Annotated in this window: 31 protein-coding genes and 4 pseudogenes; 15 read left to right on the top strand and 20 right to left on the bottom strand. The window is 68.7% G+C overall.

Features of this window, described 5'->3' with window-relative positions:
- Nucleotides 1–53 precede the first annotated feature (53 nt).
- The 3 genes from ACWY4P_RS36270 to ACWY4P_RS36260 are packed head-to-tail and all read right to left on the bottom strand — an operon-like array spanning nucleotide 54 to nucleotide 1,968.
- Complete coding sequence (locus tag ACWY4P_RS36270) at nucleotides 54–890, bottom strand: isoprenyl transferase (protein WP_456204773.1); 837 nt, start codon at nucleotides 888–890, stop codon at nucleotides 54–56.
- 35 nt (nucleotides 891–925) lie between these two features.
- Nucleotides 926–1,675 carry a DNA repair protein RecO gene (gene recO, locus ACWY4P_RS36265; RefSeq protein WP_014179800.1) on the bottom strand — a complete coding sequence of 250 codons (750 nt, stop codon included), beginning with the start codon at nucleotides 1,673–1,675 and terminating at the stop codon, nucleotides 926–928.
- A 47-nt stretch (nucleotides 1,676–1,722) separates the two neighbouring features.
- Nucleotides 1,723–1,968 carry a hypothetical protein gene (locus tag ACWY4P_RS36260; RefSeq protein WP_456204772.1) on the bottom strand — a complete coding sequence of 82 codons (246 nt, stop codon included), beginning with the start codon at nucleotides 1,966–1,968 and terminating at the stop codon, nucleotides 1,723–1,725.
- A 307-nt stretch (nucleotides 1,969–2,275) separates the two neighbouring features.
- Between ACWY4P_RS36260 and ACWY4P_RS36255 the strand changes: the two genes are divergently transcribed.
- The 3 genes from ACWY4P_RS36255 to ACWY4P_RS36245 all read left to right on the top strand — a co-directional run bounded on the left by ACWY4P_RS36255 (nucleotide 2,276) and on the right by ACWY4P_RS36245 (nucleotide 5,189).
- Nucleotides 2,276–2,740, top strand: a complete 465-nt coding sequence (locus ACWY4P_RS36255) for a hypothetical protein (protein ID WP_456204771.1) — start codon at nucleotides 2,276–2,278, stop codon at nucleotides 2,738–2,740.
- 9 nt (nucleotides 2,741–2,749) lie between these two features.
- A complete protein-coding gene (locus ACWY4P_RS36250; protein ID WP_456204770.1) occupies nucleotides 2,750–4,636 on the top strand; it encodes an alpha/beta hydrolase in 1,887 nt (628 codons plus the stop codon).
- A 76-nt stretch (nucleotides 4,637–4,712) separates the two neighbouring features.
- The gene (locus ACWY4P_RS36245; RefSeq protein ID WP_456204769.1) at nucleotides 4,713–5,189 is read left to right on the top strand and encodes a hypothetical protein; all 477 of its coding nucleotides are present in this window, start codon (nucleotides 4,713–4,715) and stop codon (nucleotides 5,187–5,189) included.
- 183 nt (nucleotides 5,190–5,372) lie between these two features.
- Here the strand turns inward: ACWY4P_RS36245 and ACWY4P_RS36240 are convergent, their stop codons facing one another.
- Together ACWY4P_RS36240 and ACWY4P_RS36235 are read right to left on the bottom strand one after the other, a co-directional pair.
- Nucleotides 5,373–5,576 carry a DUF397 domain-containing protein gene (locus tag ACWY4P_RS36240; protein ID WP_456204768.1) on the bottom strand — a complete coding sequence of 68 codons (204 nt, stop codon included), beginning with the start codon at nucleotides 5,574–5,576 and terminating at the stop codon, nucleotides 5,373–5,375.
- A gap of 10 nt (nucleotides 5,577–5,586) precedes the next feature.
- Entirely contained in the window at nucleotides 5,587–6,438 is an 852-nt protein-coding gene (locus ACWY4P_RS36235) for a helix-turn-helix domain-containing protein (RefSeq protein WP_456204767.1), read from the bottom strand.
- A gap of 169 nt (nucleotides 6,439–6,607) precedes the next feature.
- On the opposite strand from ACWY4P_RS36235, the gene ACWY4P_RS36230 reads away from it, so the two are divergent.
- Nucleotides 6,608–7,027: an ATP-binding protein gene (locus tag ACWY4P_RS36230; protein ID WP_456204766.1), complete on the top strand. Its 420-nt coding sequence runs from the start codon at nucleotides 6,608–6,610 to the stop codon at nucleotides 7,025–7,027.
- Between the two features lie 24 nt (nucleotides 7,028–7,051).
- On the opposite strand, the gene ACWY4P_RS36225 is transcribed toward ACWY4P_RS36230, so the two are convergent.
- The 3 genes from ACWY4P_RS36225 to ACWY4P_RS36215 form a co-directional block, all read right to left on the bottom strand.
- Entirely contained in the window at nucleotides 7,052–9,394 is a 2,343-nt protein-coding gene (locus tag ACWY4P_RS36225; RefSeq protein WP_456204765.1) for an ATP-binding protein, read from the bottom strand.
- Nucleotides 9,395–9,481: 87 nt separating this feature from the next.
- A complete protein-coding gene (locus tag ACWY4P_RS36220; protein WP_456204764.1) occupies nucleotides 9,482–10,105 on the bottom strand; it encodes a DUF6879 family protein in 624 nt (207 codons plus the stop codon).
- The gene (locus ACWY4P_RS36215) at nucleotides 10,098–10,367 is read right to left on the bottom strand and encodes a hypothetical protein (RefSeq protein ID WP_456204763.1); all 270 of its coding nucleotides are present in this window, start codon (nucleotides 10,365–10,367) and stop codon (nucleotides 10,098–10,100) included. The genes ACWY4P_RS36220 and ACWY4P_RS36215 overlap by 8 nt, the downstream gene beginning before the upstream one ends.
- 602 nt (nucleotides 10,368–10,969) lie before the next feature.
- Between ACWY4P_RS36215 and ACWY4P_RS36210 the strand changes: the two are divergent.
- Nucleotides 10,970–11,454, top strand: a pseudogene (locus tag ACWY4P_RS36210) (hypothetical protein); the annotation flags it as partial.
- Here the strand turns inward: ACWY4P_RS36210 and ACWY4P_RS36205 are convergent.
- Together ACWY4P_RS36205 and ACWY4P_RS36200 are read right to left on the bottom strand one after the other, a co-directional pair.
- Nucleotides 11,405–11,872 carry a MaoC family dehydratase gene (locus ACWY4P_RS36205; RefSeq protein ID WP_456204762.1) on the bottom strand — a complete coding sequence of 156 codons (468 nt, stop codon included), beginning with the start codon at nucleotides 11,870–11,872 and terminating at the stop codon, nucleotides 11,405–11,407. The pseudogene ACWY4P_RS36210 and the gene ACWY4P_RS36205 sit on opposite strands and share 50 nt — an antisense overlap.
- Nucleotides 11,873–11,961: 89 nt before the next feature.
- Nucleotides 11,962–12,471: a MarR family winged helix-turn-helix transcriptional regulator gene (locus ACWY4P_RS36200; protein WP_456204761.1), complete on the bottom strand. Its 510-nt coding sequence runs from the start codon at nucleotides 12,469–12,471 to the stop codon at nucleotides 11,962–11,964.
- A 78-nt stretch (nucleotides 12,472–12,549) separates the two neighbouring features.
- On the opposite strand from ACWY4P_RS36200, the gene ACWY4P_RS36195 reads away from it, so the two are divergent.
- Nucleotides 12,550–13,017, top strand: a complete 468-nt coding sequence (locus tag ACWY4P_RS36195) for a lipocalin-like domain-containing protein (protein ID WP_456204760.1) — start codon at nucleotides 12,550–12,552, stop codon at nucleotides 13,015–13,017.
- An 85-nt stretch (nucleotides 13,018–13,102) separates the two neighbouring features.
- Nucleotides 13,103–13,714, top strand: a complete 612-nt coding sequence (locus ACWY4P_RS36190) for a hypothetical protein (RefSeq protein WP_456204759.1) — start codon at nucleotides 13,103–13,105, stop codon at nucleotides 13,712–13,714.
- Nucleotides 13,715–13,773: 59 nt separating this feature from the next.
- Here ACWY4P_RS36190 and ACWY4P_RS36185 read toward each other — a convergent pair.
- Nucleotides 13,774–13,994 (bottom strand): annotated as a pseudogene (locus ACWY4P_RS36185) (IS701 family transposase); the annotation flags it as partial.
- On the opposite strand from ACWY4P_RS36185, the gene ACWY4P_RS36180 reads away from it, so the two are divergent.
- Nucleotides 13,947–14,129, top strand: a complete 183-nt coding sequence (locus ACWY4P_RS36180; RefSeq protein WP_456213175.1) for a hypothetical protein — start codon at nucleotides 13,947–13,949, stop codon at nucleotides 14,127–14,129. The pseudogene ACWY4P_RS36185 and the gene ACWY4P_RS36180 overlap by 48 nt on opposite strands.
- A gap of 82 nt (nucleotides 14,130–14,211) precedes the next feature.
- Here the strand turns inward: ACWY4P_RS36180 and ACWY4P_RS36175 are convergent, their stop codons facing one another.
- Nucleotides 14,212–14,904: a TetR/AcrR family transcriptional regulator gene (locus ACWY4P_RS36175; RefSeq protein ID WP_456204758.1), complete on the bottom strand. Its 693-nt coding sequence runs from the start codon at nucleotides 14,902–14,904 to the stop codon at nucleotides 14,212–14,214.
- 53 nt (nucleotides 14,905–14,957) lie between these two features.
- Between ACWY4P_RS36175 and ACWY4P_RS36170 the strand changes: the two genes are divergently transcribed.
- Nucleotides 14,958–16,076: an FAD-dependent oxidoreductase gene (locus ACWY4P_RS36170; protein ID WP_456204757.1), complete on the top strand. Its 1,119-nt coding sequence runs from the start codon at nucleotides 14,958–14,960 to the stop codon at nucleotides 16,074–16,076.
- Between the two features lie 43 nt (nucleotides 16,077–16,119).
- Here ACWY4P_RS36170 and ACWY4P_RS36165 read toward each other — a convergent pair whose 3' ends face one another.
- Complete coding sequence (locus tag ACWY4P_RS36165) at nucleotides 16,120–16,332, bottom strand: hypothetical protein (RefSeq protein WP_456204756.1); 213 nt, start codon at nucleotides 16,330–16,332, stop codon at nucleotides 16,120–16,122.
- Nucleotides 16,333–16,651: 319 nt separating this feature from the next.
- On the opposite strand from ACWY4P_RS36165, the gene ACWY4P_RS36160 reads away from it, so the two are divergent.
- Both ACWY4P_RS36160 and ACWY4P_RS36155 read left to right on the top strand, forming a co-directional pair.
- Complete coding sequence (locus ACWY4P_RS36160) at nucleotides 16,652–17,842, top strand: NAD(P)/FAD-dependent oxidoreductase (protein WP_456213174.1); 1,191 nt, start codon at nucleotides 16,652–16,654, stop codon at nucleotides 17,840–17,842.
- A gap of 158 nt (nucleotides 17,843–18,000) precedes the next feature.
- Complete coding sequence (locus tag ACWY4P_RS36155) at nucleotides 18,001–18,897, top strand: RNA polymerase sigma-70 factor (protein WP_456204755.1); 897 nt, start codon at nucleotides 18,001–18,003, stop codon at nucleotides 18,895–18,897.
- A 271-nt stretch (nucleotides 18,898–19,168) separates the two neighbouring features.
- Here the strand turns inward: ACWY4P_RS36155 and ACWY4P_RS36150 are convergent, their stop codons facing one another.
- Nucleotides 19,169–19,855, bottom strand: coding sequence for a TetR/AcrR family transcriptional regulator (locus tag ACWY4P_RS36150; protein ID WP_456204754.1), 687 nt, complete (start codon nucleotides 19,853–19,855; stop codon nucleotides 19,169–19,171).
- A gap of 193 nt (nucleotides 19,856–20,048) precedes the next feature.
- Between ACWY4P_RS36150 and ACWY4P_RS36145 the strand changes: the two genes are divergently transcribed.
- On the top strand, nucleotides 20,049–20,948 hold the full coding sequence (locus tag ACWY4P_RS36145) for an NmrA family NAD(P)-binding protein (RefSeq protein WP_456204753.1): 900 nt from the start codon (nucleotides 20,049–20,051) through the stop codon (nucleotides 20,946–20,948).
- 55 nt (nucleotides 20,949–21,003) lie between these two features.
- Here the strand turns inward: ACWY4P_RS36145 and ACWY4P_RS36140 are convergent, their stop codons facing one another.
- A complete protein-coding gene (locus ACWY4P_RS36140; protein ID WP_456213173.1) occupies nucleotides 21,004–22,107 on the bottom strand; it encodes a mandelate racemase/muconate lactonizing enzyme family protein in 1,104 nt (367 codons plus the stop codon).
- A 1-nt stretch (nucleotide 22,108) separates the two neighbouring features.
- On the opposite strand from ACWY4P_RS36140, the pseudogene ACWY4P_RS36135 reads away from it, so the two are divergent.
- Nucleotides 22,109–22,373, top strand: a pseudogene (locus ACWY4P_RS36135) (hypothetical protein); the annotation flags it as partial.
- 37 nt (nucleotides 22,374–22,410) lie between these two features.
- Here ACWY4P_RS36135 and ACWY4P_RS36130 read toward each other — a convergent pair.
- The 3 genes and pseudogenes from ACWY4P_RS36130 to ACWY4P_RS36120 all read right to left on the bottom strand — a co-directional run bounded on the left by ACWY4P_RS36130 (nucleotide 22,411) and on the right by ACWY4P_RS36120 (nucleotide 23,485).
- Nucleotides 22,411–22,887, bottom strand: a complete 477-nt coding sequence (locus ACWY4P_RS36130; protein WP_456204752.1) for a RidA family protein — start codon at nucleotides 22,885–22,887, stop codon at nucleotides 22,411–22,413.
- A 101-nt stretch (nucleotides 22,888–22,988) separates the two neighbouring features.
- A pseudogene (locus tag ACWY4P_RS36125) lies at nucleotides 22,989–23,087 on the bottom strand (SAM-dependent methyltransferase); the annotation flags it as partial.
- Between the two features lie 44 nt (nucleotides 23,088–23,131).
- Entirely contained in the window at nucleotides 23,132–23,485 is a 354-nt protein-coding gene (locus ACWY4P_RS36120) for an antibiotic biosynthesis monooxygenase family protein (RefSeq protein ID WP_456204751.1), read from the bottom strand.
- 134 nt (nucleotides 23,486–23,619) lie between these two features.
- On the opposite strand from ACWY4P_RS36120, the gene ACWY4P_RS36115 reads away from it, so the two are divergent.
- Complete coding sequence (locus ACWY4P_RS36115; protein WP_456204750.1) at nucleotides 23,620–24,348, top strand: GntR family transcriptional regulator; 729 nt, start codon at nucleotides 23,620–23,622, stop codon at nucleotides 24,346–24,348.
- Between the two features lie 13 nt (nucleotides 24,349–24,361).
- On the opposite strand, the gene ACWY4P_RS36110 is transcribed toward ACWY4P_RS36115, so the two are convergent.
- Nucleotides 24,362–24,928, bottom strand: a complete 567-nt coding sequence (locus ACWY4P_RS36110) for a TetR family transcriptional regulator (protein ID WP_456204749.1) — start codon at nucleotides 24,926–24,928, stop codon at nucleotides 24,362–24,364.
- A gap of 139 nt (nucleotides 24,929–25,067) precedes the next feature.
- Between ACWY4P_RS36110 and ACWY4P_RS36105 the strand changes: the two genes are divergently transcribed.
- Nucleotides 25,068–26,006 (top strand): SDR family oxidoreductase, encoded by a 939-nt coding sequence (locus ACWY4P_RS36105; RefSeq protein ID WP_456204748.1) that lies wholly within the window; start codon nucleotides 25,068–25,070, stop codon nucleotides 26,004–26,006.
- 47 nt (nucleotides 26,007–26,053) lie between these two features.
- Here the strand turns inward: ACWY4P_RS36105 and ACWY4P_RS36100 are convergent, their stop codons facing one another.
- The gene (locus ACWY4P_RS36100; protein ID WP_456204747.1) at nucleotides 26,054–26,593 is read right to left on the bottom strand and encodes a hypothetical protein; all 540 of its coding nucleotides are present in this window, start codon (nucleotides 26,591–26,593) and stop codon (nucleotides 26,054–26,056) included.
- Nucleotide 26,594 lies beyond the last annotated feature (1 nt).

Genomic DNA, 26,594 nt, shown 5'->3' with positions numbered 1-26,594 from the left:
AATTAAGGCAACGGCACCGGCCGGGGAAGACGCGGCAGGGTGGTCGGTCGGCGTTACTGCGGACCGGGCTGGGAACCGTCCTTCTGCACCTCGTTCGGGATCGCCCCGCCGAAGCGGCGGTCGCGCGAGGCGTACTCCAGGCAGGCGCGCCACAGGTCGCGGCGGTCGAAGTCCGGCCACAGCACGTCCTGGTAGACCATCTCCGCGTACGCGCTCTGCCAGATCAGGTAGTTGGACGTGCGCTGCTCGCCCGAGGGCCGCAGGAAGAGATCCACATCCGGCATGTCGGGGTAGTAGAGGTACTTCGCGAAGGTCTTCTCGTTCACCTTCGACGGGTCCAGCCGGCCCGCCCTGATGTCCTCCGCCAGCGCCTTCGCCGCGTCCGCGATCTCCGCCCGGCCGCCGTAGTTCATACAGAAGTACATGGTCATGGCGTCGTTGTCCTTGGTCTGCTCCTGCGCGACCTGCAGCTCCTGCGCCACCGACTTCCACAGCTTCGGCATCCGCCCCGCCCAGCGGATGCGGATGCCCATCTCGTCCATCTCGTCGCGGCGGCGGCGGATGACGTCCCGGTTGAAGTTCATCAGGAAGCGGACCTCGTCGGGCGAGCGCTTCCAGTTCTCGGTGGAGAAGGCGTAGAGGGAGAGGTTCTTGACCCCGATCTCCAGACACCCCTTGAGCACATCGAGGACCACGCCCTCGCCCACCTTGTGCCCCTCGGTACGCGGCAGCCCGCGCTCCTTGGCCCAGCGGCCGTTGCCGTCCATGACAACGGCCACATGCTTGGGCACCAGCTCACCGGGGATCTTCGGCGGACGGGCACCCGAAGGGTGCAGGTCCGGGGCCCGGTACTCGCGCCGCTGTCGGCCCAGAATCCCGCGTCGTGCCATGTGCCTGCCGTCTCCCTCTCAACTGCTTTTGCGCTTTATTTCTCTACGTACCGAAGCGACCGGAGCCCCCGCTCCAGGTGCCAGTGCAAATACGCCGCCACGAGCCCACTGCCCTCCCGGGCATGCCGAGCCTCACACGCGTCCGCCGTCTCCCAGTCCCCGGTCAGCAGCGCACCCAGCAGCATCAGCGCCTCCGCCGAGGGTACGACGCTTCCGGGCACCCGGCACTCCCCGCAGATCACCCCGCCCGCACCGACCGAGAAGAACCGGTTCGGCCCGGGCATGCCGCACTTCGCGCAGTTGTCGAAACTCGGCGCGTAGCCGTTCACCGCGAGCGAGCGGAGCAGGAACGCGTCCAGGATCAGATGCGGCTCATGCTCCCCCGAGGCGAGCGTCCGCAGCGCGCCGACCAGCAGCAGATACTGCTGCATGGCGGGCTCGCCCTCGTGGTCGGTGAACCGCTCGGCGGTCTCCAGCATCGCCGTACCGGCGGTGTAGCGGGCGTAGTCGGTCACGATGGCGCTGCCGTACGGAGCGATGGTCTCACTCTGCGTGCACAGCGGCAGCCCGCGGCCGACCAGCTCGCCGCCCCCGCGCGAGAAGAACTGCACATCGACATGGCTGAACGGCTCGAGCCGCGCCCCGAACTTCGACTTCGTCCGCCGCACCCCCCGGGCCACGGCCCGTACCCGGCCGTGACCACGGGTGAGCAGCGTGATGATCCGGTCCGCCTCGCCCAGCTTCTGGGTGCGCAGCACGATGCCGTCGTCGCGGAACAGACTCATGGCGCTCATTCTCCATGACGGCGGACACCGCGGAGAACGTCGCCTGCTCAGGCGGTGGCGAAGTGGGCGATGAGCGCCGTTGGGCGTCCTCGTCGAACGGCAGCGCCGTTCCGTTCATTCATTACCCTGGCCGTCGGGATCTGGAAGTCGATGGCCTCGGGCGACAGCACCCCCGCGGCCACCAGGAACCGGTCCTGCACGGCAGGCGGCGCCGCCAGCCCTAACGCCCCGCGCACGGCGTCCCGCTGCGGACCGGGCGTCGCGTCGATCAGCCCGGCGACCGGCCGCAGCAACTGATGCAGGGCAGGTCGAGCAGCTCGGCGAGCACCGTGCGTCCGGCGAGTCGGCCCCCTGGCCTGCGGTCCCCCTGCACTCGTGAGCGCAACGGGTCCGACGCCGCGCGCCGGGCCGACTGTACGCGGTCCGCTCCGCGGGGACGCGGGGCCTCACGGCTCGGCCCAGTCCCGGCGGCCTTAGCGCTCACCTGTGCGTTTGTGGTGAATATTGAGGCAGCGACACGCGCCGTGACGTCGACGTGACGCTAGGATGATCGTTTTGCGCATCGCTGCCAGGTGTGCAGTACGAGGGGGAGAGGATCGCATGTCGACATTCGAGGCCGAATGGGCGCAGATGAAGCGCGAGGCATCCGGGGAGACCGGGATGAGCCTCGCGGGCGCCGGTGACAAGCCCGACTGGGGGCAAGAGGGATCGGGTGGCGTGAGGTCCAGCAAGAACGCGTGGACGGAGGCGGGCCAGGGAGTCGGCAAGCTGCGGGGGAACATCAAGACCGCGCTGACAAAGCTGGAGGAGGAGCAGAAGGGCCTGGGCGCGGGCAGCGAGACCGGCGGCGGTATCGAGAGCGCGGCGGCCCAGCGGGAGCTCTACCACTCCTGGAAGCGCTATCTGAAAGGTGTGAGCGGCAAGTGCGGCACCTTTCAGGACCGGCTCCAGAAGGCCGGGGATCACCACTACGAGAACGACGCGGCCATCGAGAGCGCATTCGATAGATGGGACGGCCTGTACAAGGACACGAAGCCCGTCGGTGGCGAGAGCCGGGGGCGGTGACGCGGACCAGTGGATTACACGACTCTCAAGTCCCTCAAGCCTTCTGAGTTCGAGGACGCGGCAGGCGGCTATCGGACCCTCGGCGACATGGCGAGTCAGGCCAAGGACGACATCGAGCAGCAAGTGACCGCGGGGATGCGGAAATCGCTCGAGGGCAAAGCCGTGGACAAGGCTGTCCGGAAACTCCGGAAGCTGGCCACGAACTTCCATTACACCCAGGTCGAATGCGCACTCATCACCACCGCTCTCAACTCTCTGGCCTACGAACTACGGGCAGCCAAGAACAAGCTCGACGCCGCTGTGGAGGATGCCGCTGCCGCACAGTTCACCGTGGACTCCGACGGCTCGGTGAGCTACCCGTCGGCCGGCGACAAGGTCGACGGCAAGGTGCCCGAGGGCGGTACGGTCAAGGGGGTTGCCTCCGGGGAGACCCGCAACCCGATCGACCCTGCTGGGGACGCGAAGGACACGGCCGAGGCTCTTGACCGCCAGGCGTCGAACCTCCACGGCAACCCGAATTACGCCCGCGCGCTGGCCATCGCCAACCGCATTGCGCAAGCCGTCCACCAGGCCACCCGGGCCGACGAAAAGTGGGCCCCTGAGCTGCGCAAGTTGAAGGCTGACGACGACCTGGTCGTCGCCGCCGAGGACTGGGCTGACGCGAAGAGAGACATGGGTGGCGTCCGCCGCAGTGCGAAGGAATATCTGGACGCCATCAAAGCGCCCCTGAACGACAGCAATCCGGAAGAGAACGCCACGTGGTGGAAGAGCCTCTCGAAGAATGAGCAGGACGCTATTCTCGCCCTCGATCCAGCAGGACTCGGCAAGCGTGACGGTTTACCCGCAGCCGTGCGCGACGAAGCGAACCGGACCGTGCTCGCCGAAACCCGTGCCGAACTCAACCTGAAACTCGACGAGCTCGGCAAGAATGAGCCCGCGAAGTACGAGCAAAAGTGGAACAACATAACTCATCTTCCCGTTCAGGGGGAAAAGCAGGTGACGCTGGCCTGGCAGGCGTGGGACAGGGAAAGAACCAGGATTAACGAATCCTTGAAGGGTATGGACGCCATTCAGCGCCGCTTTGACAGGACCGGAGAGGACGGTCTGCCGGAGGCGTATCTGCTGGGATTCAGCGCGGAAGGGCGGGGGCGGGCCATCGTCGCCAACGGAAATCCTGATGATGCGGATCACATCGCGGTGTACACACCTGGAACCGGAGCCTCGCTCAGTAACAGTAACGGAGACATCAATCGCGGGGTGAACTTGTGGAAAACGTCCCAGCGTTTGACCGATCAGGAAGTATCGACCGTTACTTGGATAGGCTACGATGCGCCGCCGGAACTCTCAGACGCCACTCGGGATGAATATGCGGACAATGCCGTAGGCGCGTACGGCCAGTTCATCGATGGCCTCAACGCTGCGAACAAATCTGGTTCCGACGCTCACATCACTGCAATCGCACATTCATATGGGACCACGGTCATCGGCGCCGCGGCCGAAGACAGGGACCTCGGCGTCGACGACATCGTGTTCGCCGGCAGCCCTGGCGCCCGGGTGGAAAATGCCGCGGATCTGGACGTGGGCAAGGGGCATGTCTGGAATGAGCACGCCAAGGGTGACGATTTGGTAAACGGCGTTGGCCGCTTCGGCCACGGGGGCGGGGTCTCGGGCATTGACCCAACTGACCCAATCTTCGGCGCCAACCAGATGGCCACCGATACCGAGGGGCACAGCGGCTACTGGGACTACGACGACGACAAAAATGTGCCGAGTCTCAGTATCGAGAACCAAGGAAGGGTCATCGTGGGAGAATACGGCAAGGTGCAAATGAAGCCACGCGACGATGGATCACTTCTGCCGGTCGACTGGCGTGAGCCGGCGAATTGGGACGTCTGAAGTGTGGAAGGTGTGGCGATTTCGACGGGTACTGGCCGCTGCGGCGGTTCTCCTATGTGTCGTGGGGTGCGGATCCATGAATGACTCGGACGGTGCGGCGCCGAAGGAAATGCATCCGACGCAGGCCAAGCAGCACGTCAGAAAGCTGTCCAGTGACGTGTTCGACATGGTCCGGCTTCAAGGGAAAGTGTCGCCGGCCGGACCTGCGACAATGCCCTCCCAACAGAGGGAACGGGAGTATTTCGTCCAGCATTTCTGGTCCATCTCTCGCCTGTCTGAGCGGGAGTTGACGCGCGGCTTCAACCGCTTGCGTGAAGAACTTCCGAAGGAGGGGTGGCGCATCACTCGGTTCGGGCACGTGAATTCAACGGACCGCCAGTTGGAGATAGAGGCCGTACACGAAAAGGACAAGTACTCGTTGTCCGCGGAGCTCTGGGTCAGCAGCTCCGGAGAAAACGCGCATGCGTCCGCGCCCAAGAACGACCGAATCGTGTTCTCCGTCGGGTCTCCCATCTACCGAACCCCCAAGGGAGTCGACCGCGACAACTACTGACGCCCCATCCTGAAACGCGACTGCCCGCGGACGCCGAGCAGTCGCCCGCCGCTGTCACTACCTGCGGCGCTGTCGCACGATCGAGGGGCAGCCTGCCGAAGGCCGCCCCTGACCACACAGCTCCGCCGCGTGGGGGCGCTGCCCCAGACCCCGGGGTCCAGGGGCAAAGCCCCCGAACACCCCCTAGTGGGGGAAGTGATCGAACCGCCCGGCCTTCACGGCGAGGGTGAGGGAGCGGAGGGCGGTGGGGGTGGTTGTGATCACGGTGTGCGGTTCGTCGCTCTCCCGCAGGAGGATCGACGCGTCGGCGGCGCGGGCCAGCTCGACGCAGTTGTTGCCGGGGCCGTCCGCCGAGTAGGACGACTTCTGCCACTGTATGTCGGACATCTCGATGCCTTCAGAGTCGTTGTGCGATGGCTTGGATGAAATCGCGCGTGTCCGCAGGTGCGAGGGACAGCCCTTCCGTCCGGTCGAGGATCCGCCGGTAGTTGGCGAGATGCGTCTCCCCGTCCAGGAAGGTCACGCCGGTGGGCGTGTCGAGCTGAACCGTATCCAACTGCGGAACCACTCCGTACATGTACGTCACGGAGGCTCCCGCATGCGGAAATCCCCCAGCGGAGAAGGGAATGGCCCGGACGGTGACGTTGTCCCACTCCGACGCCTCCAACAGGCGCTCCAACTGTCCACGGGCCACCTTGGACCCGCCGAACTCCATCCTCAACGCTGCCTCGTGAATGAGGAAGGTGCACTGCGGAGGGACATCCCGATCGAGCACCTCGCGGCGCCTCATCCGGTACGAGACGTTCACTCGCCGTTGCACCGGGGTGAGTGCGGGTTCGGCGGTGGAGAACACGGCGTTCGCGTAGTCCTCGGTCTGCAGCAGCCCCGGAATGTGCATGATCTGCACCGCGCGCAGACCCACGGCGTGGAAGTCCAGCTCGGCCAGATCCAGCGCGTCGACAGCCATCCGGTCCCGGTAGCCCTCCCACCACCCCCGGCCGCGCTCGGTGGCGATGGCCGCAAGAGCGTCAACGTATGCCTGGTCGCCGCAGGCGTAGATGGCGGCCAGCATCCTGACACGCTCCTCGCTCACGCCCAGGCGACCGGACTCCATGTTGCTGATCCGCGGGCCCTCGGCGCCCAGTTGCTGAGCCGCGTAGGCCACCGTCATCCCGGCGTGCTCACGCATCTTGCGCAGCTCCGCGCCGAGTCGGCGCCGCCTCGCGCTCGGGGCTGCCGTGTGCGTCATGCCCCGCCCTCCCTCACTCCGTCATCACACAGTGTCGTCGCGAGATTACCGGATCACCAGATCGAGGGCAGAGATATCCGTGAATGAGTACAGGGATGCACTCAATGCCTTATGGTCTCGATAGCACAGCGCATCGGAACCATCACGCACCGCGTTGGGAGAACCCGCCATGCCCGAAGTCGCCGAACCCGCCTACGCCTACCGGCTCAGCGCCCCCAACTCCCCCAAGAGCCCCAAAGCCTGCCGCGACGCGATCGCCGCCCTCCTCCAGGCCAACGGCCTGGACGACCTCGCGGACACGGCCCGCCTCCTCGTATCGGAAGCGGTCACCAACGTCCACCAGCACACAGCCACCCCCGTCATCCACATCGACACCCTCGTACGGGACCGCATCGCCACCATCGCCGTACGCGACAGCTCCCCGGACGACCTCCCCCGCCCGCGCAGGGCGGAGACCGACGAGGAAGGTGGCCGCGGCCTCTTCCTCATGAAGCAACTCGCCCACGCCTGCGGCGTCACCTGGGAGAGCGGCGCACAGCCCACCGGCAAGCACATCTGGTTCGAGCTGCGCGACCCGCTCGCCGAATGACGGGTCCAGCGGCGCACCGCAAGGTCACCGCTCCTCGACAGGAGGATCGGCCAGACGCCTCTCGATGCGGGACCGCACGGCCACAGCCCGGGGGTCGGTGTATTCAGCCAGGTGGGATAGAGCCTCGACCCAGTGGACGCGGGCCGCTTGGGGGTCCTCCCTATCCACAGCGGCGGCCAGGTGGTCGAGTTCCAGAGCGTGCTGCCAAGCATCGCCGAGCTGTCCGTGCACGGCGGCGGCTCGCCGATGGAACGCGGCAGCCTCATCGCCGCGGTCCATTGCCGCATAGGTCTGCCCGGTGCCTCGCCAGGCGAGGGCTTCTCGGCTGCGGTCGCCGAGACGGCGATGGAGTTTGGCGGACCGCTGGTACGAGGTCAGCGCGTCGCCGTATTGCCCATCGGCACGCTGGATGTCGCCCAGAGTGAGCAGCCAAAAGCCCTCCAGGACGTGGCTCCTGAGGTTGAGCGCGATGTCAAGGGCTTCATCGATCGCACGTCGTGCCTCTGTGAGTTCACCCTGCTCGCGGCGGAGCTCGGCGACGATATACAAGGCATTGCCCACGCTTCTTTCGTTGTTCAGGGCTCGGTGGGCGGCGAGCGCCTGTTGGGCGGCCTCCTCGGCCTCAGGCAGGCGGCCCGCGTCGAGACGGGTGCTGGCGATGTTGGACAGGGCCATGGCCGCTCTGCGAGGTTCATCCGCATCACGGAAGATCGCAGCGGAACGCTCGAAGTGGTCAGCGGCCGGGTCGAATTGGCGGCTCTCAAGGTGAATCAGGCCGATGAGATTCAGCGAGCGCGCCTCTTCGAGGGGTATGGCTGTCCTGTGCGCGACTTCCCTGGCTCGTCGGTGACATTCCATGCCCTCGTCGAGGCGGCGGTATTTCCGGTAGGCCATGCCGAGGTAGTTGAGCAAACGGATTTGGGCACCCGGTTCGTCCGCCCGTTCCGCTGCCGCCAGACCGGCACGCATCGGGTCGATCCAGTCACTGCCTGGCGCTGATGGGTAGCGGGCATTCCACAGCACCTCGGCCAGGCGCCAGGCGAGAGTGTCGATCCCGGCTGATGCGGCGGCCGGAACCAAACGGAGCAGAGTCGTGTGTTCGCGGTCCGCCCAGTCCGCCGCCGCGTCGTAATCGGCGAAGACCAGGGGAGGCACGGAAGCTGTCGATGCCGCCAGGAGGGAATGCTGCTCGGAAGGTCTGAGCCAACTCTGCGCCGCGTCAGCAGTATGCAGATACCAGTCCAGCACACGGCGCAGGGCCGCGTTCCGTTGCTCCGCGGGTTCATCGCTCTGCGCCTGACCGGTGGCGAAGGCACGCAGTAGGTCGTGGAACTGGAATCGGTCCGGCGCGGTTTGTTCAAGCAGGTGGGCGCCCACGAGATCGTCCAGGAGTTGCCTCGTGCGGCTGAGGCTGAGCTCACAGAGGGCCGCGGCCGCGTGGAGGCTGAACTCGGGACCCGGATGAATTCCCAGCAGGCGAAAAAGCCGCGCGGAGGGTTCCGGCAGGGCGCGGTAGGACCAGGCGAAAACCGAGTGGACCGCCTCTGCTTCCTCGTCGATGCCTGTGCTGAGCGCGTCCCACAGCGCCGACTCGTCCCGCAAGTCAGAGATGAGATCGTCGATCCTCATGTGAGGATGACTGGCGGCGCGCTCTGCCGCGATACGCAAGGCGAGCGGCAGCCGAGCGCAAAGACGCGCCAGTTCGGTCAGCTTTTCCCCATCGTCTCCGGGCCGATAGCCGCTGGTGACCGCGCGCAGTAAGGCGATCGCCTCAGGCTCGGGAAGGGTGCCGAGCGTCAGACGGCGGGCCCCGTCTCGTACGGTGAGGCCGGCGAGCCGGTTGCGGCTGGTCACCACTACCAGGCTGTTACCAGTACCGGGCAGGAGCGGCCGCACCTGGCTGACCGTGGCGGCGTTGTCGAGCAGGATCAGGACGCGTCGCTCGGCGAGCAGCGAGCGGTACAAAGCGGCGGCAGCATCGACATCCTGGGGAATCTGGTCGGCAGGCACGCCGAGCGCGCGCAAGAATCGGCGTAGTGCCTGGTCCGCGGTGACGGGTTCGCCGGGGTCGTAGCCCCGCAGATTGACGAAGAGCTGACCGTCGGGAAAGCGGTCCTTGACTTGATGGGCCCAGCGCAACACCAGCGAGGTCTTCCCCGCACCTGCCGTGCCGTCCACTACATGGATCGAGACAACCAGTCGGTCGCCGCTTGGGCTGGTCAGGATCGCATCAAGCTGATGCAGTTCGTCGGTGCGGTTGACAAAGGCGTGCACATCAGCCGGAAGCTGTCGCGGTATGAGGCCGGCCGACTCCCCCGGCGCCCCCTGGTAAAAGTTGATTCCGCCCGAGACATTGCCGGCCTGCACGACGTCCCGAGACGACCCTGACAGCTCATTCTGAGAGCCTTGTGGATGACTTCCCTCGTCCCCGGCCGAGGCGTTGATTTGCTCCGCTCATGCCGCCGGGGGCGGCGGAAGATGCACCACCGCACGCTCGAAGTAGGTCCGGATGTCCTCCGCTACCGCCCAAGCCTGCTTCACATAGGTCACCCAAGGTTCTACGATCTCGGGGTCGGTGAAACGGCGGGCGCTCTCGAAGGCTCCGGTCTCGGTGTAGAGAATCTCATAAAGAGTGAGATTGTCGAGGATGACGAACTCGGGCAGAAGGTGTTCGATCTCAGCGGCGGCGACTTCCTTCGCGGGCAGCACACGAGTGGGGTGCCCGGCCTCCGCACGGACGTGGAGCGAGTGCAGCTCCCATTGCATGTATGGCGTCAGCGGCTCTTCCACCACGCGCAAGCGATGGAACGGGGAGCCCTTCCGCCGATCCTCTTCAGCCGCCTTCTGTGTGCCCTCACGCCTCGCCTCGAAGAGCCGGAGCGCTTCGCCCCAGTCGCCTCGACGGAGCGCGTCGCGGGCGGGGCTGCCCTCCTCTTCGAAGTGCTGTAGCCGTTCCAACTTCCAGGACTCGCCATTACGGATGGCCTTGCGTCGTGCCCGGAAGTCAGTGACGTAGGCGTCGTCATCGAGTGGTTCGCCTTGTTCAGCCGGGAGCGCTGGGGCGCGAAGATCAAGCATCGGGAATATCTGCCTTTGCTGCGCTGAGCATGTTTCCGGGAATCACAACCAGCCGCTCTCCGGAACCGATGGGCACGCCACTTGGCAAACGCGAAGCGTAGGCGGCAGTGAGGTCGCGGCCGATCACGGCGATATCACCATTTTCCAGCTGCCAAATATCCGGGCACTTTTCCTCGTCCTCAGAGTTGCCAAGCTCTGCCGCTGACTTTCCCAGACGTTTGACGAATAACGCCGACGGGTCAGCCTCCCAGATACGAGCCATCAGCTGCCTCCATCATCTCCCAGCATCACTGACTGCCCATCACTTTACAGGCTTGTGACACATCAAGTGCCAGTCATGCTATGGCTGTGACGCCAACGGAGACGTGTCGGAGCGCATGCGACGCAGTCTGCCAGCGAGTGCGTCTTTGCGCCCTGCCAGACGGCCTGACTGCACGTCACCATGAATTGCGTTTATCGACGACCAAGAGGCTGGCCAGTTGGGGGAAGCATGGAGGGAAGCCGGACCCGGCCGAGAGCGACAGCCCACGGCTACTCTGGAACGAGCTGGAGGCGACACGCACCTGGTGGGCGCGGGCCGGCCGGCCGACGCGCACACGATTCGGGCTCACTGCCACCTCCGCCGGTCAGCGGGTGTGGCTCGGCTGTCCGGACAACGTCGTCCCCGCTGACGTCCGCAGGGAAGGTGACGCGATCCCGCCGTGACGGGCGGGAGGCGTGGGTACGGTGTCCAGCCTGTCGGACACCCCGGAGGACGCCCATGCCGTGCGAGTCGACCACCCTGCCGGAGTACCGGGACACCTACAAGCCGTACCGCGAGGAGGGCGAGCAGCCGACACCTGACGTTGAGACCTTCGCGTGGACCCAGTGAAGGCCAAGGGCGCCCAGCCCAAGGTCCGCCGCCGCGGCACCGCCCGCGAGGACTTCGTGCTGGAGACGGTGTACTGGGACGCCGGCATCGCCCGGCTGCTGCCACGGCTGATCCGCGACCGCACCCGCGGGCCGGTGTTCGTCGCCCACCGCCGCCCCGGCCTCGGCAAGGTGCTCTCCGCCCGCGACGTCTGCCCGGACACCGGCCTGGCCCGCCTCTCCTACGGGCAGGCCCACGCGCTGCTCGACCAGGCACACGGCCCCTGGCCGGGCCGGGCACCGGCTGGGACCTGCACGAGTGGCGCCACTCCTCGCTGACCCACCTCGGCGAGCGGCCCGGCGCGGCGGCGGTTCTCGCCAAGCAGCGGAGCGCGAGCACAGCGGTGGATGGCCCGCGCTTCGCTGCCGTGCGCGAGCGGAGGGGGGTCGTCACACAGCGGTCGGCTGCTCCGGCCGGCGCATCACGACCAGCTTGGTGACCAGGCGCTGGCAGGTGTCGCCCGTCTGGTTCACCGTGCGGCACTCCAAGGTGACGATCCCCCGGTCCGGGCGTGAGCGCGACGGGGCCACCTCAAGGACGGTGCTGACCACGTGCAGTGCGTCGCCAGGGCGGACCGCGCGGGGCCAGGCCACCTCGCCTCCGGCGCCGATGATGCCGCTGCCCAGCGGCAGGCTGCCGACCAGCAGCTTCATGGTGATCGCGGCCGTGTGCCAGCCGCTGGCGGCCAGGCCCTGGAAGAACGTGTCCTTCGCGGCCTGCGGGTCCAGATGGAAGGGCTGCGGATCGAAGTCCCGGGCGAAGGCGATGACCTGATCGGCGTCGACCTGGTGCTCCGCGCTGCGGAACTCGTCTCCGGCCTTCAGGTCGTCGAGGTAGAGCGGATGAGGGGGTGTCACGAGGGGGTCCCTCCTTGTCGGTCACGGCCTCGTATCGCGGGGCCGCCCGGGGCGGGGACTTGCGGGGGCCGGCCTCCGCCCCCGCGGGTTCACGCGGGGGCGGCACCGGTGTCTGCGGCGGCCGGTCCGGTCCGTGCCACGGCCTTCAGCTCCGATCGCAGCCGGGCGGCCCGGTCGACCCCGAAGTCCGCGGCGACGTCCGCCTGCGCGCCCTCCCACAACGGGAGCGCCTGCAGCAGCCGTTCGGCGCCGTGGTTGGTCACGGCCACGGCGCGGACGCGGTGGTCCTGCGCGCCGGGCGTGACAGCAAGGAGCCCCTCGCGCACCATCGGCTTGAGGTTCCGGGTGAGCGTGGTCCGGTCCATGCCGATGTGCTCGGCAAGCTGGGCGAGCGGGAGCGGCCCGTGCAGCGCCACCGAGTGCAGCAGGCTGAACTGGCCGATCCGCAGACCGGATGGTGCCAGTGCCCGGTCGTAGGCGGCGGTCAGGAGCCGGGCAGCACGTCGGGCGGCCGCGGCGAAGCACGTTCCCTCGGTCTCCTTCAGAAGCCGCCGCAGTTCGGCTCTCTCGGCCCCTCCCTGCGGGTCCTGCTCGGCCACGATCGCGCTCCTCCCGTCTGTGTCAGCCACCCTAACAACAGTCACGTGTATATGCACCTATCTTGTAGCCTGGCAGCTATGAACGCATCAACAGCAGCTCTCGCAGACGGTCTGGTCGGCGCCTGGACCCTCGCCTCCTACGTGACCGCGGACGCCGACGGCGGCCACGCGGAGCATCCCCTGGGGGCCGACGCCCAAGGCGTCATCATCTACACGGCGGACGGGTTCATGTCCGTGCAGATCAGCAGCTCCGGGCGCCCCGCCTACAGCGACGGGGCCCTGCACGGCGGCACGCCGCCCGAGCGGGCCGCCGCGGCGGTGGGCTACCTCGCCTACGCCGGCACCTACTCCGTCGCGGACGACGTCGTCACGCACCAGCCGACGACCAGCCTGTTCCCCAACTGGGAAGGCGCGGACGTCCCCCGGCGCGCACGCATCACCGGCGACACCCTGACACTCGACCTGATCGAGCCGATCCTGAAGAACGGACGGGAGCGCACGGGCACCCTCACCTGGCGCCGGGCCCCGCACCACCCCCGGGCCTGAGCTCCGAGCCCGGACCCGGTCTCATCGGGAAGGAAGACCGCATTACCCAAGATATCTTGCCCAACGTCGACCACAAGGAGAGTCCATGTTCCCGCCTGGCGCCCGCCTCGAATTCGTCCCCGCCGACGGCCCCGTACGTGAGCCGGTCATCAAGGTCGGCGGGCAGCCGGTGTGGCTGGAGGAGCCGCAGTGGCCACTCTCGAGCACCACTGGCGAGCCCATGCAGTTCCTGGGTCAGTTCACACTCGCTGGCGGGCGGCTCGCCTATCTGTTCATGGGCGATGAAGAGGCCGTTGGCGGAACCCATATCGCCGAGGGTGGCGAAAACGCGGTGGTGATCCAACCGGGTGGCCGCGTACCGGACTTTGTGACCGTGCGGGCGCAGGCCGAGGGGCCCGCGGTGTGTATCGACCATCTGCCACGCCTGGCGGAGAACACGTCCGTGTTCCTCGGCGGGCCTGGGGTGGAGCCGGATTGGATACACGACGAGCGGTATCCGGGAGAGGGTTGGGAACTGGTCGTTCAGCTCACGTCAGAACTGTCGGACTGGCTCCCGCTCGAGGGTCTGGCAGAGGATGGGGTGACGGAAGATATCGAGCCGTGCTATTACGCCTGGGAGCGAAGCGGGTGGGGAGCCGGTTGGGTCTTTGTCTCGCCGGACGGCAAGGAGGGCCGCTTCCTGTGGGATTGCGTCTGAATACGCCTTCCAGTACTCCAATCGCATTCGTGATCTTCATGTCTGATTCGCGGCTCGCTCCCGGTGGTGCCGGTGTACTGGCGCTGCACACCGATGGTGCGCGTGCCCTTCAGCAGGTGCCGCATGCCATGCGGAGTGATCTGCCCGGCCCACTCGGCGATGCTCCAGCAGTTCTTGCGTTCGGCAGGTCCGACAGCAGGCCCAGCGCCAAGTCTCCCGCCCGGGCTGGGAGATCGACCCGGAGGACCTGGCCCACATCTCGCCGTACCTGACCGAGCACATCAAACGGTTCGGCGAGTACTCCACCCACGAACTCGGCATCCAGCCCGAGGCGTACGACTCGAAACTCGACGTCGACTTCACCCAGCTCCGCGACCAGGACCCGGCCGTCTCCGGCTTCAGCACGGCCGCCTGACCGCCACCTCTGTGAAGGACCCTGTCATGCCCGTTGAGCAGTACGGCCCTCGGCCTCGCTCACATTCGGCAGGAGCTGGGCGTCACGCCGGCGGCCGGGCGAGTTTGGCGGCCACGGCGTCGAGGACCCAGTCCAGGCCGGTCGCGAAGGATGTCTCGGCGTCCACGTCCGTGCCGTCGTACACGGCCTTGGCCAGCGCCGGGAAGCGGCCCGTGGCCAACATCCTCGTCACATGCGGGCCGGAGGCGCGCTGCCAGTCGCGCTTGGACAGGCCCGTGGCGCGCTCGGCCCGCAGGTTCGCGATCTCGCGCCTGATCGCGCCGGTGAAGTAGGCGCTGACAGTCTCCACAGCGCGCATGACGGTGTCGATGTCGGCGAGGCCGTCGAGGGCGGCCAGCGTGGCCTCGGTCATGGCAAGGCCGTTCGGGCCCAGGGTCGGGCGGCCGCCTAGCAGGTCGGCCAGCCATTCGTGACGGAGAGCGGCCTGCCTGGTGCGCTGGGCGAGGACGCGCAGCGCCTCCCGCCAGTCACCGGGCTGCTCCTCGGGGCGGATCTCGGCCTGGACCTCGTCCACCATGAGGTCGAACAGCTCCTCCTTGGTGGAAATGTATCTGTACAGCCGCATGGGGCCGGCATCCAGGCGGGCGGCGACCTTGCGCACGGACACCGCCTCCAGCCCGCCCTCGTCGGCCAGCGCGATGGCCGCGGCTACGATCCGCTCCCGGTCGAGCGGCACGGGCTGAGTCGGCGGCTCCGGCCGGTCCCACACAGTCATGGTCACACCATACTGTTGCGATGCACTGCAATGAAGCAATACAGTGTATTGGTATGAGACATCGCATCGCAGTGGTCGGGAGCGGCCCTGCCGGCCTTACCTTCGCCCGCGTCCTGCACCGCCATGATTACCCCGTCGCCGTCCTCGAACGCGATCCCGCCCCCGACGCCCGCCCCCCGGGCGGCACGCTGGACCTGCATGAAGGGCTGGGCCAGCTCGCGCTGGACAAGGCGGGGCTGCTGGCGGAGTACCAGGCGCTGTCTCGTCCCGAGGGGCAGGCCATGCGCATCCTGGACACGGATGGGACCGTCCTGCGCGACTGGCGACCCCGTCCAGATGACCGGGCCAATCCCGAGATCGACCGCGGGCAACTCCGTGACCTGCTGCTCGGCCCTCTCGACGTCCAGTGGGGCCGGGGCGTGACGCAGGTGGTGCCGGGGACCCGGGATGGCGTACTGGTCCATTTCGCGGACGGGCGACAGGAGACGTTCGACCTCGTGGTCGGCGCGGACGGCGCCTGGTCCCGGGTCCGCCCGGCAGTCTCGTCGGTGACGCCGCACTACACCGGCGTCACCTCGATCGAGACCTCCCTCGACGACGTCGACACCCGCCACCCTGACCTCGCCCGGCTGATCGGCGACGGTTCCGTGGTTGTGTATGGCGTGAACCGAAGCCTCGTCGCCCAGCGCAACAGCGGCGGCCACGTGAAGGTGTACACCAAATTCCGCGCGCCGCTGGACTGGCACACGAACCTGGACCTGGCCGACGTCGAGGCCGTGCGATCGAGCCTGCTGGCTCTGTTCGACGGCTGGGCCGCTCCCGTCCTCGACCTCCTCCGCAACGGCACCGCTTTCGTCCACCGCCCCTTCTACGTCCTGCCCGTGTCCCATACCTGGACCCACGTCTTCGGGGTGACGCTACTGGGCGACGCCGCCCATCTGATGCCCCCACTGGGGGTGGGCGCGAACCTCGCGATGCTGGAAGGCGCCGAACTCGCCGAGTCCATCGCCACCGGCCCTGGAGATCTGGACGAGGCCGTCCGCGCCTTCGAGGAACAGATGTGGGCACGGGCCGGCAGGTGGGCGAAGATCACGACGGCCGGTCTGGAACGCCTTGTGAGCCCGGACCCCGCCGAAGCCCTCGCCCTCTTCGACCAAGTCCAGCCATCCTGACTGCCAAGCGCGAGAGCACCAGCACCAACAGCTCGCCACGGCTTCACGGGACCGCACGGCCGACCTGGAGCCCGCCGAGCGCGCCACGCTCGACCAGGGCGTGACCGTACGGCGAGGCCAGGTGGGCAGCGTCTGGCAGGGTGACGGCACCTCGGCGCAGCTTCGCGTCCAGGCCCTCGCCCCGGACCAGTTCCATCACCAGGAACGGGGCCCTGTTGCCCTCTGTTCCGGTCTCGCCGAGGTCGTGGATGGTCACGATGTCGTGGTGCCGCAGGCGGGCGGTGATCCGTGCCTCGCGCAGGAACCTGGCGCGTACCTTCCGGACGGCGCGGCGGCAGAGGCTGCCTCCGCGAGGTAGCGGTGGAGTGAGGTAACAGCGGGCTGGGCCCCACTCGCCCGCTACCGCAAGACTCCCCGGCCCCTGCCCGACCTCGTCAGGGCCGTGTTACGCCACTCGCGGCGGAAGGGGCGGCGTTTCCGCCGCGTCCGGTGTGCGCTGCGTCTCATCCGCGGGCTGTTACACCGGGCGCGCGGCTGGTGTCTCCATGCCGAGTCCGCAACGCGAGGGAGACATGATGAACGAGAACGTCGAGGTGGTCGTGGTCGGCGGCGGGTACGGGGGCGTGACGGCGGCCAATCGCCTGGCTCGGCGCGATGGCGTGTCGGTGACCCTGGTCAATCCGCGTCCCGACTTCGTCTCGCGGATCCGCCTGCACCAGCTCGTGACCGGCTCCGATGACGCGGTCGAGGGCTTCGGTGAGGTTCTGGGCGGGAACGTCCGGCTGGTGGTCGACACCGCGACCCGGATCGACGCCGCCGAGCGCAAGGTGTCGCTGGCGGGCGGTGGCACGGTCTCCTACGACTACCTCGTCTACGCGGTGGGCAGCGGCGCCTCCGATCCCGGCGTGCCCGGAGCGGTGGAGTTCGCTCACTGGGTGTCGGACCTCGAGGGGGCGGAACGACTGCGGTCGACGCTGGCCGCGGCGCCCGCGTCGGCTCCGGTGACCGTGGTCGGGGCCGGCCCGACCGGCCTGGAGACCGCCGCCGAGCTGGCGGAAGCGGGCCGCAAGGTCACCCTGGTCTGCGGCAACGTGCTCGGCCCCTCCCTGCATGCCCGAGTCCGCCGCCCGGTCGCCCGTCGGCTCGCCAAGCTGGGTGTGACCGTCCTCGAAGGTCCCCGTGCGCGGGTGACGGAAGTGACACGCGACGCCGTACGGCTCGACGACGGCCGCGAGCTGCCCAGCCCGGTAACGATCTGGACCGCGGGATTCCGTGTCCCGGACCTGGCCGCCCGCAGCGGGCTGCGCACCGACGCCGAAGGCCGCCTGGTCACCGACACGACGCTGACCAGTGTGGACGACGAGCGCATCGTCGCCGCCGGGGACGCGGGAGTGATGCCGGACCACCCGTTCCGGATGAGCTGCCAGGCCGCCGTGCAGCTGGGCCCGGCGGCCGCCGACACGATCCTGCGCCGGATCGCGGGAAAGAAAGCCGCTCCCGTCCGGATGTTCTTCGCCGGGCAGTGCCTCAGCCTCGGCCGAGACGAGGGCGTCACCCAGTTCTCCTACCCGAACGACAAGGTGAACGCGCTCAGCATCAGCGGGCGGACCGGTGCCGGCGTCAAGGAGATCGCCTGCCGGTTCACCCTCAACAAGCTGGTGTCCGGGGCACGCAAGGCCAGTTCCCGCGCATCCCACGGCGACCGCCTGGAATCGCCGCAGTCGAAAAACCGCACGACGCCGTCCGGCACCCGGCGCTCGGCCTAGCCGCCAGGAGCCTCCGTGGGCCGGACCCGACCGGTCCGGCCCACGCGGCCTGACCAGTGAGGAGGCTGCTGCCGACGACCCCGTCATCAGACTGGGTACATGTTCCACGGCCTGCTTCCGGCCCATGGGGCCGACCACCAGAGAGTGAAGCGCACGACATGAACGACCACGCCACCGACCCCGCGACGGAGGCCTTCGTCGCCCACCGCGACCTGCTGTTCACCGTCGCCTACGAGATGCTCGGATCGGCGGCGGACGCCGAGGACGTCCTCCAGGAGGCCTGGCTGCGGTGGGTCAAGGTCGACCTGGCGCAGGTGCGGGACCAGCGCGCCTACCTGGTACGGATCACAACCCGGCAAGCACTCAACCGGCTGCGCACCCTCAAACGGCGCAAGGAGGCCTACGTCGGCCCCTGGCTGCCCGAGCCTCTGCTCACCGCGCCGGATGTGGCCGAGGACGTCGAACTGTCCGAGAACCTGTCGCTGGCGCTCATGTTCATCCTCGAAACCCTCTCACCGACCGAACGCGCCGTCTTCGTGCTGCGCGAGGTCTTCGACATCGGCTACGACGACATCGCGGCCGCGATCGACAAGAGCCCCGCCGCCGCACGCCAGATCGCCTACCGCGCCCGCCAACACGTCGACGCCCGCCGGCCGCGCACACCGGTTTCACCGGAAGAAACCCGGGCAGCCTTGAATTCGTTCCAGTCCGCCCTCGTGACCGGGGACCTGCAGGGGCTGCTCAACGTACTCGCCCCGGACGTTGTCTTCGTCAGCGACGGCGGCGGCCTCAAACTGGCGGCCCTGCGGCCGGTCGTCGGCGCCGACAAGGTGCTCCGTTACATGATCGGCAGTCTCGACAAGGCCGGCGGCACCCTCACCAGTGAACCCACGACGGTCAACGGCAACCCCGGACTCATCCTGCGTCTGGACGGCGTGATCGACGGCGTGCTGGCCTTCCGCGTGGAGAACGCCCACGTCGCGGGCCTCTACTACGTCCGCAACCCCGAAAAGCTCACCCGCGTCGAGTCCGAAACCCCCCTCACCTCCCGCTGACCGTCCCCCCGCCCCCCGCTGTCCGCGAGCCGCGCCTTCGCACGCTGCGTGCGCCTGCCGGCAGACCACGGCGAGCGGATCCATCCGGCCGCGACGCAGCTCGACTCGTCGGGGTTGACGATGTGCACCCTCCCCCGGAGGGTGCGTCCCTCGACGGCGTCGATGGAGACAGCGAAGATATCGGTCATAGCGGGTTCCCTCTCGCCGGAACTCGGTGGCCAAAGGACGATCACCGCGGAGCCACGACGGTAGTCGCCGGCGCGGTGGTGGGTCAGCGTTGCAGCCACTCGTCGAGAAGCGCGGCCTCGGCTTTGCTGAGACCGGGCAGTTCGGGCAGGAGGGTGCGGAAGGCCGCGACGACGGCCGCCGGGGCCTGGGTGGGGACAGCGGGCTCATCCGCGAGGATGGCGCGAGCGATCGCGTCGAAGGCGGCGTCGGCCAGGTGCGGGTCGCTTTGCTCCGGTGGCAGGGACAGCAGAGTGTGGACGGTTCCGGTCCCCGCCGAGCGGATGAGGTTGACAGCGCGTTCCTCGCTCACCCGAAGCCGCCCGGCGGCGGCGATTCTGTGCACACGCTCGGCGAGGATCCGCACACCCCTGACCTGCGCCGGGGTGTCGCGTGCGCGGGCCGGGTCGAGCAACAGGCCGTACACGTACGGGTTGGCCAGGCCAAAGCTGATCTGCGTGTTCCATCCGGCGCGGAGGTCTTCCACAGGGTCGTCCGAGGGCGCGGTGGTCCGCTTGCTCGCCACATGTTCGGCGAAGACATGCTCCGCGGCGGCATCCAGCAGGTCGTCCTTGTCCTGGAAGAAACGGTAGAGAGCGGGAGGCTGGAGCCCGGCCTCGTGGGCCACGCGGCGCGTGGTCACCGCGGCCGGCCCTTGGTCGCGCAGCAGGCCGGCCGCGGTCTTCACGATGCGGTCCCGGGTGATGTCTCGCCGCTGCGTGTTCGGTGCCATGGAGACGATGGTATCGCCCATGTGTGACAGGCGATGTTATCGCCGATATTGCCAACGAACCTCCGTCGGCCTGTCCAAATTGCTGGCAGCGCCAGCCGATCTCCGGATGGACTCACACAGTTGCATCCAACGGAAGTATCAGTGTTACCGTTATTTTCGTTCCGTTGGAAACACCACCAGACTGGAGCCACCGATGCTGATCGTCACGGGAGCCACCGGCCGCCTCGGGTCGCTGATCGTCAACCGCCTGCTGGAGCGGGTACCGGCCGACAGGATCGCCGTCAGTGTGCGCGACGTGAGCAAGGCCGCCGACCTCGCCGAGCGCGGCGTCCGAGTCCGAGCGGGGGACTTCACCGAACCCGGCAGTCTGAAGCACGCCTTCGAAGGTGCCGAGCGCGTCCTGGTCGTCTCCGCGGCCATTCGAGGCGACGGCGCGTTGACCGCCAACAGCGCCGCCATCGACGCGGCGCGGGAAGCGGGCGCCCAACGCATCCTGTACACCAGCCACCAGGCCGCCTCTCCCACGTCGCTCTTCCCGCCACAGAAGGTCCACGCGGCCACCGAGGAACACCTCAAGCGGCAAGGAGTCCCCTACACCGCTCTTCGCAACGGGTTCTACGCCTCCACCTTGGGCTACTACATCGGCGCGGCGCTGGAGACCGGCACGCTCGCCGTGCCACAGGACGGCCCGGTGTCCTGGACGGCCCACGAGGACCTGGCAGAAGCCGCGGCCTTCGCCCTGGCCGAAGACGGCGCACTCGAAGGGATCACGCCGCCGCTGACCGCCCCCCACACGCTGGACTTCGCCGACGTTGCCGAAATCCTCAGCCGCATCACCGGCCGGACCATCACCCGAGTCGTCATGGACGACAACGAGTGGATATCCGCAGCAGTCGCCGGCGGGATGCCGCGGCCGGCTGCGGAGTTCGCCTTGACGATGTTCGCCGCATCGCGCAATGGCGAGTTCAACGCCACCAACCCCACGCTCGAAGCCACCATCGGTCACCCCACGAAGGCCCCGGTGTCCCATCTCTGGCCCACGGCGCAAAGTAGCCGCGACGGCTGGAACCCCAAACCCTCAAGCGCGGTATGACGGGCTTCGGCTCGGAGGCGCTGGACGTGGCGACCGGCGGAAGGGACGGCGATCGTCATGCCCGTGCGTCCGTGGCTTCCCGGGCTTCTGTGGCCACCAGGCCGGAGATGCCCAGGCCCGGCGCGTCGGGCAGCACGACCGCAGCGCCTTGGTACCGCATGCCGCCGACGACGGCGGGACACTGGAGCCACCACACTGCGTCGAGGTCGCTCACCATCGTGGTCCCGTAGGCGGCTACCAGGCTGGCCGCGGCGCCGGTGCCGATCTCGCTCTCCAGCATGCAGCCGAGGATGGTGCCCATGCCCTGGGCTCGCGCCAGTTCGAGGAGGGTACGGGCGGCGCTGAGTCCGCCGCTCTTCGCCAGCTTGACGTTGACCAGGTCCGCCGCGCGCCGGCGGATCACCTCCACCAGGTCGCGCACGTCGAAGACGGATTCGTCCGCCATGATCGGGGTCTCGACGCGGTCGCTCACCCAGGCCAGGCCCGCCACATCCCGGTAGGTCACCGGCTGTTCGACGAACTCCACCCCCATGCCGGCGTCCTCCAGCGAGCGGATGACCCGTACCGCCTCGCGGGGCGTCCACCCCTGGTTGGCGTCGAGACGGATCCTCACCTCGGGACCGACCGCCTGGCGGACTGCCGTCACGCGGTCGATGTCCGTGGCCGCGTCCGTGCCGACCTTGACTTTCAGCACGTCGAATCCCTCCGCGACCCGGCTCTTCGCCGCCGTGGCCATGCTGTCCACCGTGCCGACCGCAAGGCTCACGTCGGTGGGCACCACCAGCCGGGAGCCGCCGAGCAGTCGGACCAGCGGGACCCCGAGGCGGACCGCGGCGAGATCGTGGAGCGCGATGTCCACCGCGGCCTTGGCCGGCTCGTTGCCGACCACGGCGCGGCTGACCCTGCGACAGTTCTCCACCAGGTCATCGGCGTCGCGACCGATGAGAAGCGGGGTGAAGACCTCGGTGACGCAGGCCTCGCTGGAGGCGAGTGAGGATCCGGTGACAGTCCACACCTCCGGCGCCTCACCGAAGCCGGAGCGCCCGTCGCGGTCCACGATCTCGACGACGACGGTCGAGACGTGGGTCAGGTGCGCCAGGGCAGTGACGAACGGCGTGTGGAGGGGAGCCACCAGACGGTGGACATGGACAGCGGCGATGGTCATCGATCAGGCCTCATCACACTCAGGGGGTTCTGTCGGACGCGCGGCAAGGCGCTGCGCGGTTCGGCGGCCTGATCGGCCAGGGCGCGCCGAGAGAGGGTGGCGGGCGATCCGCCGGAGCCTGCGGCGCCAGGGCCTGCGGCGCCGGGGCATCCGGGCGGTCATCCCGGAGCGCGCCAACCGGAAAGCCAACCGGGCGCGGCGCGGACCGCCCGCTGTACCAGGCCCGCAACGTCGTCGAACGCTACTTCGCCCGCCTCAGACACGCCCTGCCCTGGGCACGGGCGGTCGCGCGGGCCGTCACGTGGCAGGCCGCCGCCGGGCGTACGCCTCGATCTCGATCTTCATACGGGGGTCGGAGAGGCCGCACACCAGCATGGTCGCGGCCGGGCGGATCCCGCCGAAGGCGCGGCGCAGGGTCGGCCAGCACGGCTCGAAGTCCTCGCGGTCGGGGAGCATGTAACGCACCCTCACCACGTCGGCGAGGGTGCAGCCCGCCTCGGCCAGCGCCGCCTCGATGTTGCGCAGGCACTGCTCGGCCTGGACCACCACGTCGTCGGAGATCGTCATGGCGGCGTAGTCGAAACCGGTCGTCCCGGAGACGTGCACCCAGTCGCCGTCCACCACGGCCCGGGCGTAGCCGATCCGCTCCTCGAACGTCGAACCGCTGAGGATCGCGCGCCGCTCCCTCGGCCGCTGCTCCGGCCGCTCCGCCCGCCGCTCCGCCGGTCTCTCCGTCAGTCGCTCTGTCAGTCGCTCTGTCAGTCGCTCTGTCATCCGCCGAACGCTAGGTGACCTGCACCGATACGTCCAATACCTGCCCAGGACCTGGCTGATATGCATGGGCGTATGGAACGTCCCGAACTCCCCCTCCAGCAACTGCACCACACGATGCCGTTCAGCCCGCCGTCGGCCACGTCCAGGGCGTCCATGGAGCCGACCTCGAACCGCAGGTCAGGGTAGGTCTCGCGAGCGAGGACTACGCTTCGGTTGGTCAGCCTGCTGTCAGGCTCTGTGGGACCTACGCCCGCGTGAACCCGTGGCTCCGCTCCACTTTCGCCACATGCAGCGTGTAGCTCTGGTACCACTCGGCTTGCCCGCGCTTTTGCGCCGCGCGGTGCTCGGCGTTGCTCCGCCACTCCGTGAGGGCGTCGGCGTCGCGGAAGTACCCGACGGTGATGGCCAGCCCACCAGGAGTCTGCGCGAAGTCCATCCCCAGGAACCCAGGGACGTCCTTCACCAGGTCTTCCATGCGTGCGCTGGTCTCGCTGTAGCCACTCTGGTCCTGGGTTCGCACCGCAGTGAAGACAGCCACGTAGTAGGGGGGTTCAAAGGCCTCGACCGGCGTGACAGGCGCTTCGGAGTGATCGCTCATGGCGCCACCGTAAGGCGGGATGCGCCCAACGATCCAGCGTCCTCCTGAACGGGATACACGGGCCGCGGGTCGGCCGCACTGGGTAGGCTGTGTATACAGAGACGTGTGCGGATGGATCGACAAGGGGGGCCGGGATGGCCCGGGCGACCGGCAAGAGCGAAGCCGTCTATGAGCGGCTGAAGGGGGACATCGAGTCGCTGCGCCTGAAGCCCGGGGCGAAGCTGAGCGAGGTCCAGCTCGGCGAGGAGCTCGGGGCCTCCCGCACCCCCGTACGCGAGGCCATCCGCCGGCTGGCCGCCGAGGGGCTCGTGGACTTCGTGCCGGGCGAGGTGGCGCGGGTGGCCGCGATCTCGCTGGGCGGGGTGCGGGCGCTCTTCGAGATCCGGATGCTGCTGGAGCCCCGGGCCGCGGCCCTGGTCGCGACCTCGGGGGCGACCGACGAGCGCGTACTGGCTCCGTTCCATGAGCTGCTGGCGCGGCTGGACGCGTTCGAGGAGTCCTTCCGCGCCCTGGACCTCGCCGCCCAGACGCGCGGGTATCAGGACTTCTACGCGCTGGCCGAGGGCTACGACCAGGCGGTCATCGCCGCGTGTCGCAACCCGTATCTGGCCCGTACGATCCGCGATCTGCGCAGCCAGACCGTGCGGCTGCGGCATCTGTCGCACAGTGGCCCGCGGCGCATGCTGACCTCGCTGGAGGAGCACCGCGCGATGCTGAAGGCGATCACGCACGGGGATGCCCAGGCGGCCGAGTCGGCCTCCCGCCACCACCTGGCGCAGACCCTCCAGGCGCTCATCGAGAGTCTGACCAGCGGCGAGGGTGCCGCGCCCGGCGTGGAGATCCAGCTGGACATCGCCCGCTGAGCCCTACCGGCGATCAATTCCCTGCTGTTACGGCTTTGAGCTCGTCGAGGGACTCTCGGATGAGTTGCGACAGGTCTCGCTGGTTGGTCTCGTCGATCCAGCGCTCGAACGCGATCTTGAAAACGGCGATGCCCGCCTCGGCGGCCAGACTCGCGGCCGGGCCCGCGACGCCGCGCCGACGCAACGTCTCGGCCAGTGCCGCGGACAAGGACGCGAGCTTGATCAGCTCGCGCTCCCGGAGCTCGGCGTTGGCGACGATGACGGCCTGGCGCTTTCGGGAGTGGGCGTGGCGTCCCTGGAATGCGGCGGCGACGGCTTCGAGGGCCGCGGCCACCGCGTCGATCGGCGCCGCGGAATCGGGCACGCCGGTGACGGTGCTCACGAAGAGCTCTTGGAGCGAGCCCGAGCCTGCGAACAGAACCTCACGCTTGTCGGCGAAGTGCCGGAAGAAGGTTCGCTCCGTGAGCCCCGCCCGCTTGGCGATCTCCGCCACCGTCGTCTGCTCGAACCCGCGCTCGCTGTAGAGCTCCAGCGCCGCCTGCTCGAGCCGCCCACGCGCGTTCGGCTCCCATCGACTCATGCCGCCGATCCTACGCGATGACAGTGAATGACATCAGATGCTACGGTCGATGACAGTGACTGACATCGACTGTCGACCTGTCCTGGTCGCCGCGTCATGCCGTGCGGCAGGGACGGCCGACTTACTGGAGGTTTTTCTTATGCGCGTCTTCGTCACCGGCGCTTCCGGCTGGATCGGCTCCGCCGTCGTGCCCGAGCTCATCGGCGCGGGCCATCAGGTCGTCGGGCTCGCCCGCTCGGACTCCTCGGCCGCCGCGCTCACCGCGGCCGGGGCCGAGGTGCATCGCGGCACCCTTGACGATCTCGACGGTCTGCGGAGCGCGGCTGCCGCCTCGGATGGCGTGGTCCACCTCGCCTTCAAGCACGACATCGCTTTCTCAGGGGGCTTCGAGGAGGCCGCCGACGCGGATCGCCGCGCCGTCGAGACATTCGGCGAGGCGCTCGCGGGCTCCGGGCGGCCGTTGGTCGTCGCCTCCGGGACGCTCGGGCTCGCACCGGGGCAGGTGGCCACCGAAGAGGACGGCACTCCCGGCGGCCGGACCCCGGAGCATCTGGGCGCCGGGCCGCGGGCGCGGCTGGCCACGGCACAACTGGCGGCCTCCTTCGCTTCCCGCGACATCCGCTCGTCGGTTGTGCGGCTCGCCCCGACGGTGCACGGCGAGGGGGACCACGGCTTCATGGCGACGCTGGTCGACATCGCCCGCACCCACGGCGTCTCCGGCTACATCGGCGACGGGACCAACCGCTGGCCTGCCGTGCACCGGTCCGACGCGGCGCACCTGATCCGCCTGGCGCTCGAGAAGGCCCCGGCGGGATCGGTGCTGCACGCGATCGCCGAGGAGGGCGTGCAGATCCGCGCCGTCGCCGAAGTGATCGGGCGCCACCTCGAGGTCCCTGTCGCCTCCGTCTCCCCCGAGGACTCGGCCGAGCACTTCACCTGGCTGGCCGGCTTCCTCGCGACCGACAGCCCGGCCTCGAGCGCGCTGACCCGCGAGCTGCTGGGGTGGCAGCCGACCCACCCCGGGCTCATCGACGACCTCGGCGAGGGCCACTACTTCCGCACCTCGACGACCGCATGACCGGCCCCGGCCGGCCGGGCCGAGCGGGCCGGCCCGGGCCGGCCGGGTCAGCCTGGCTGAACCGCGAGCGCCTCGTCCTCGGCCGGTTCGTCCTCGGCCATGAGGCCGGCCATCCACAGCGGCATCAGCCAGTGGGCCACGAGGACGGCGATGAGCACGGGCGCCACGTAGGCGGTAGGCGCGTCGCCGCCGGCCGCGCCCGCGGTCAGCAGGCCGGCCGCGGCCGTGGCCAGCAGCAGGGTCATCACCCGGTGGGCACGGGCCAGGACCCGGCTGCGTTCGGCCGACTGCCGCTCGTCCAGGGCGCGTTCGCGCAGTTCCAGCAGGCCGTGGGTGGCGGCGTTGATCGCTCCGGTCGCGATCATCCAGGGCAGCAGCAGGACCGCCATCACGACGATGGCCCAGATCGGCTCCGACTCCGCGAGGTAGAGGTGGGTCATCAGCGCCCCGAAGGCCGCGGTGAGCGTGATGTGTACGGCGACGGCCAGGCGTCGGCGTGCGGCCGTGGCGTACAGCGAGCGCGCTCGGCGGTCGTTCATCAGCCGCACCATGCGCCGGTCATAGTCGGTCATTCGAGTCGTCGGCATG

The sequence above is a fragment of the Streptomyces sp. LZ34 genome (assembly GCF_053890475.1).
Note: the sequence above shows the minus strand (reverse complement) of the source record. Positions and strands in the feature narration are given on the sequence as shown.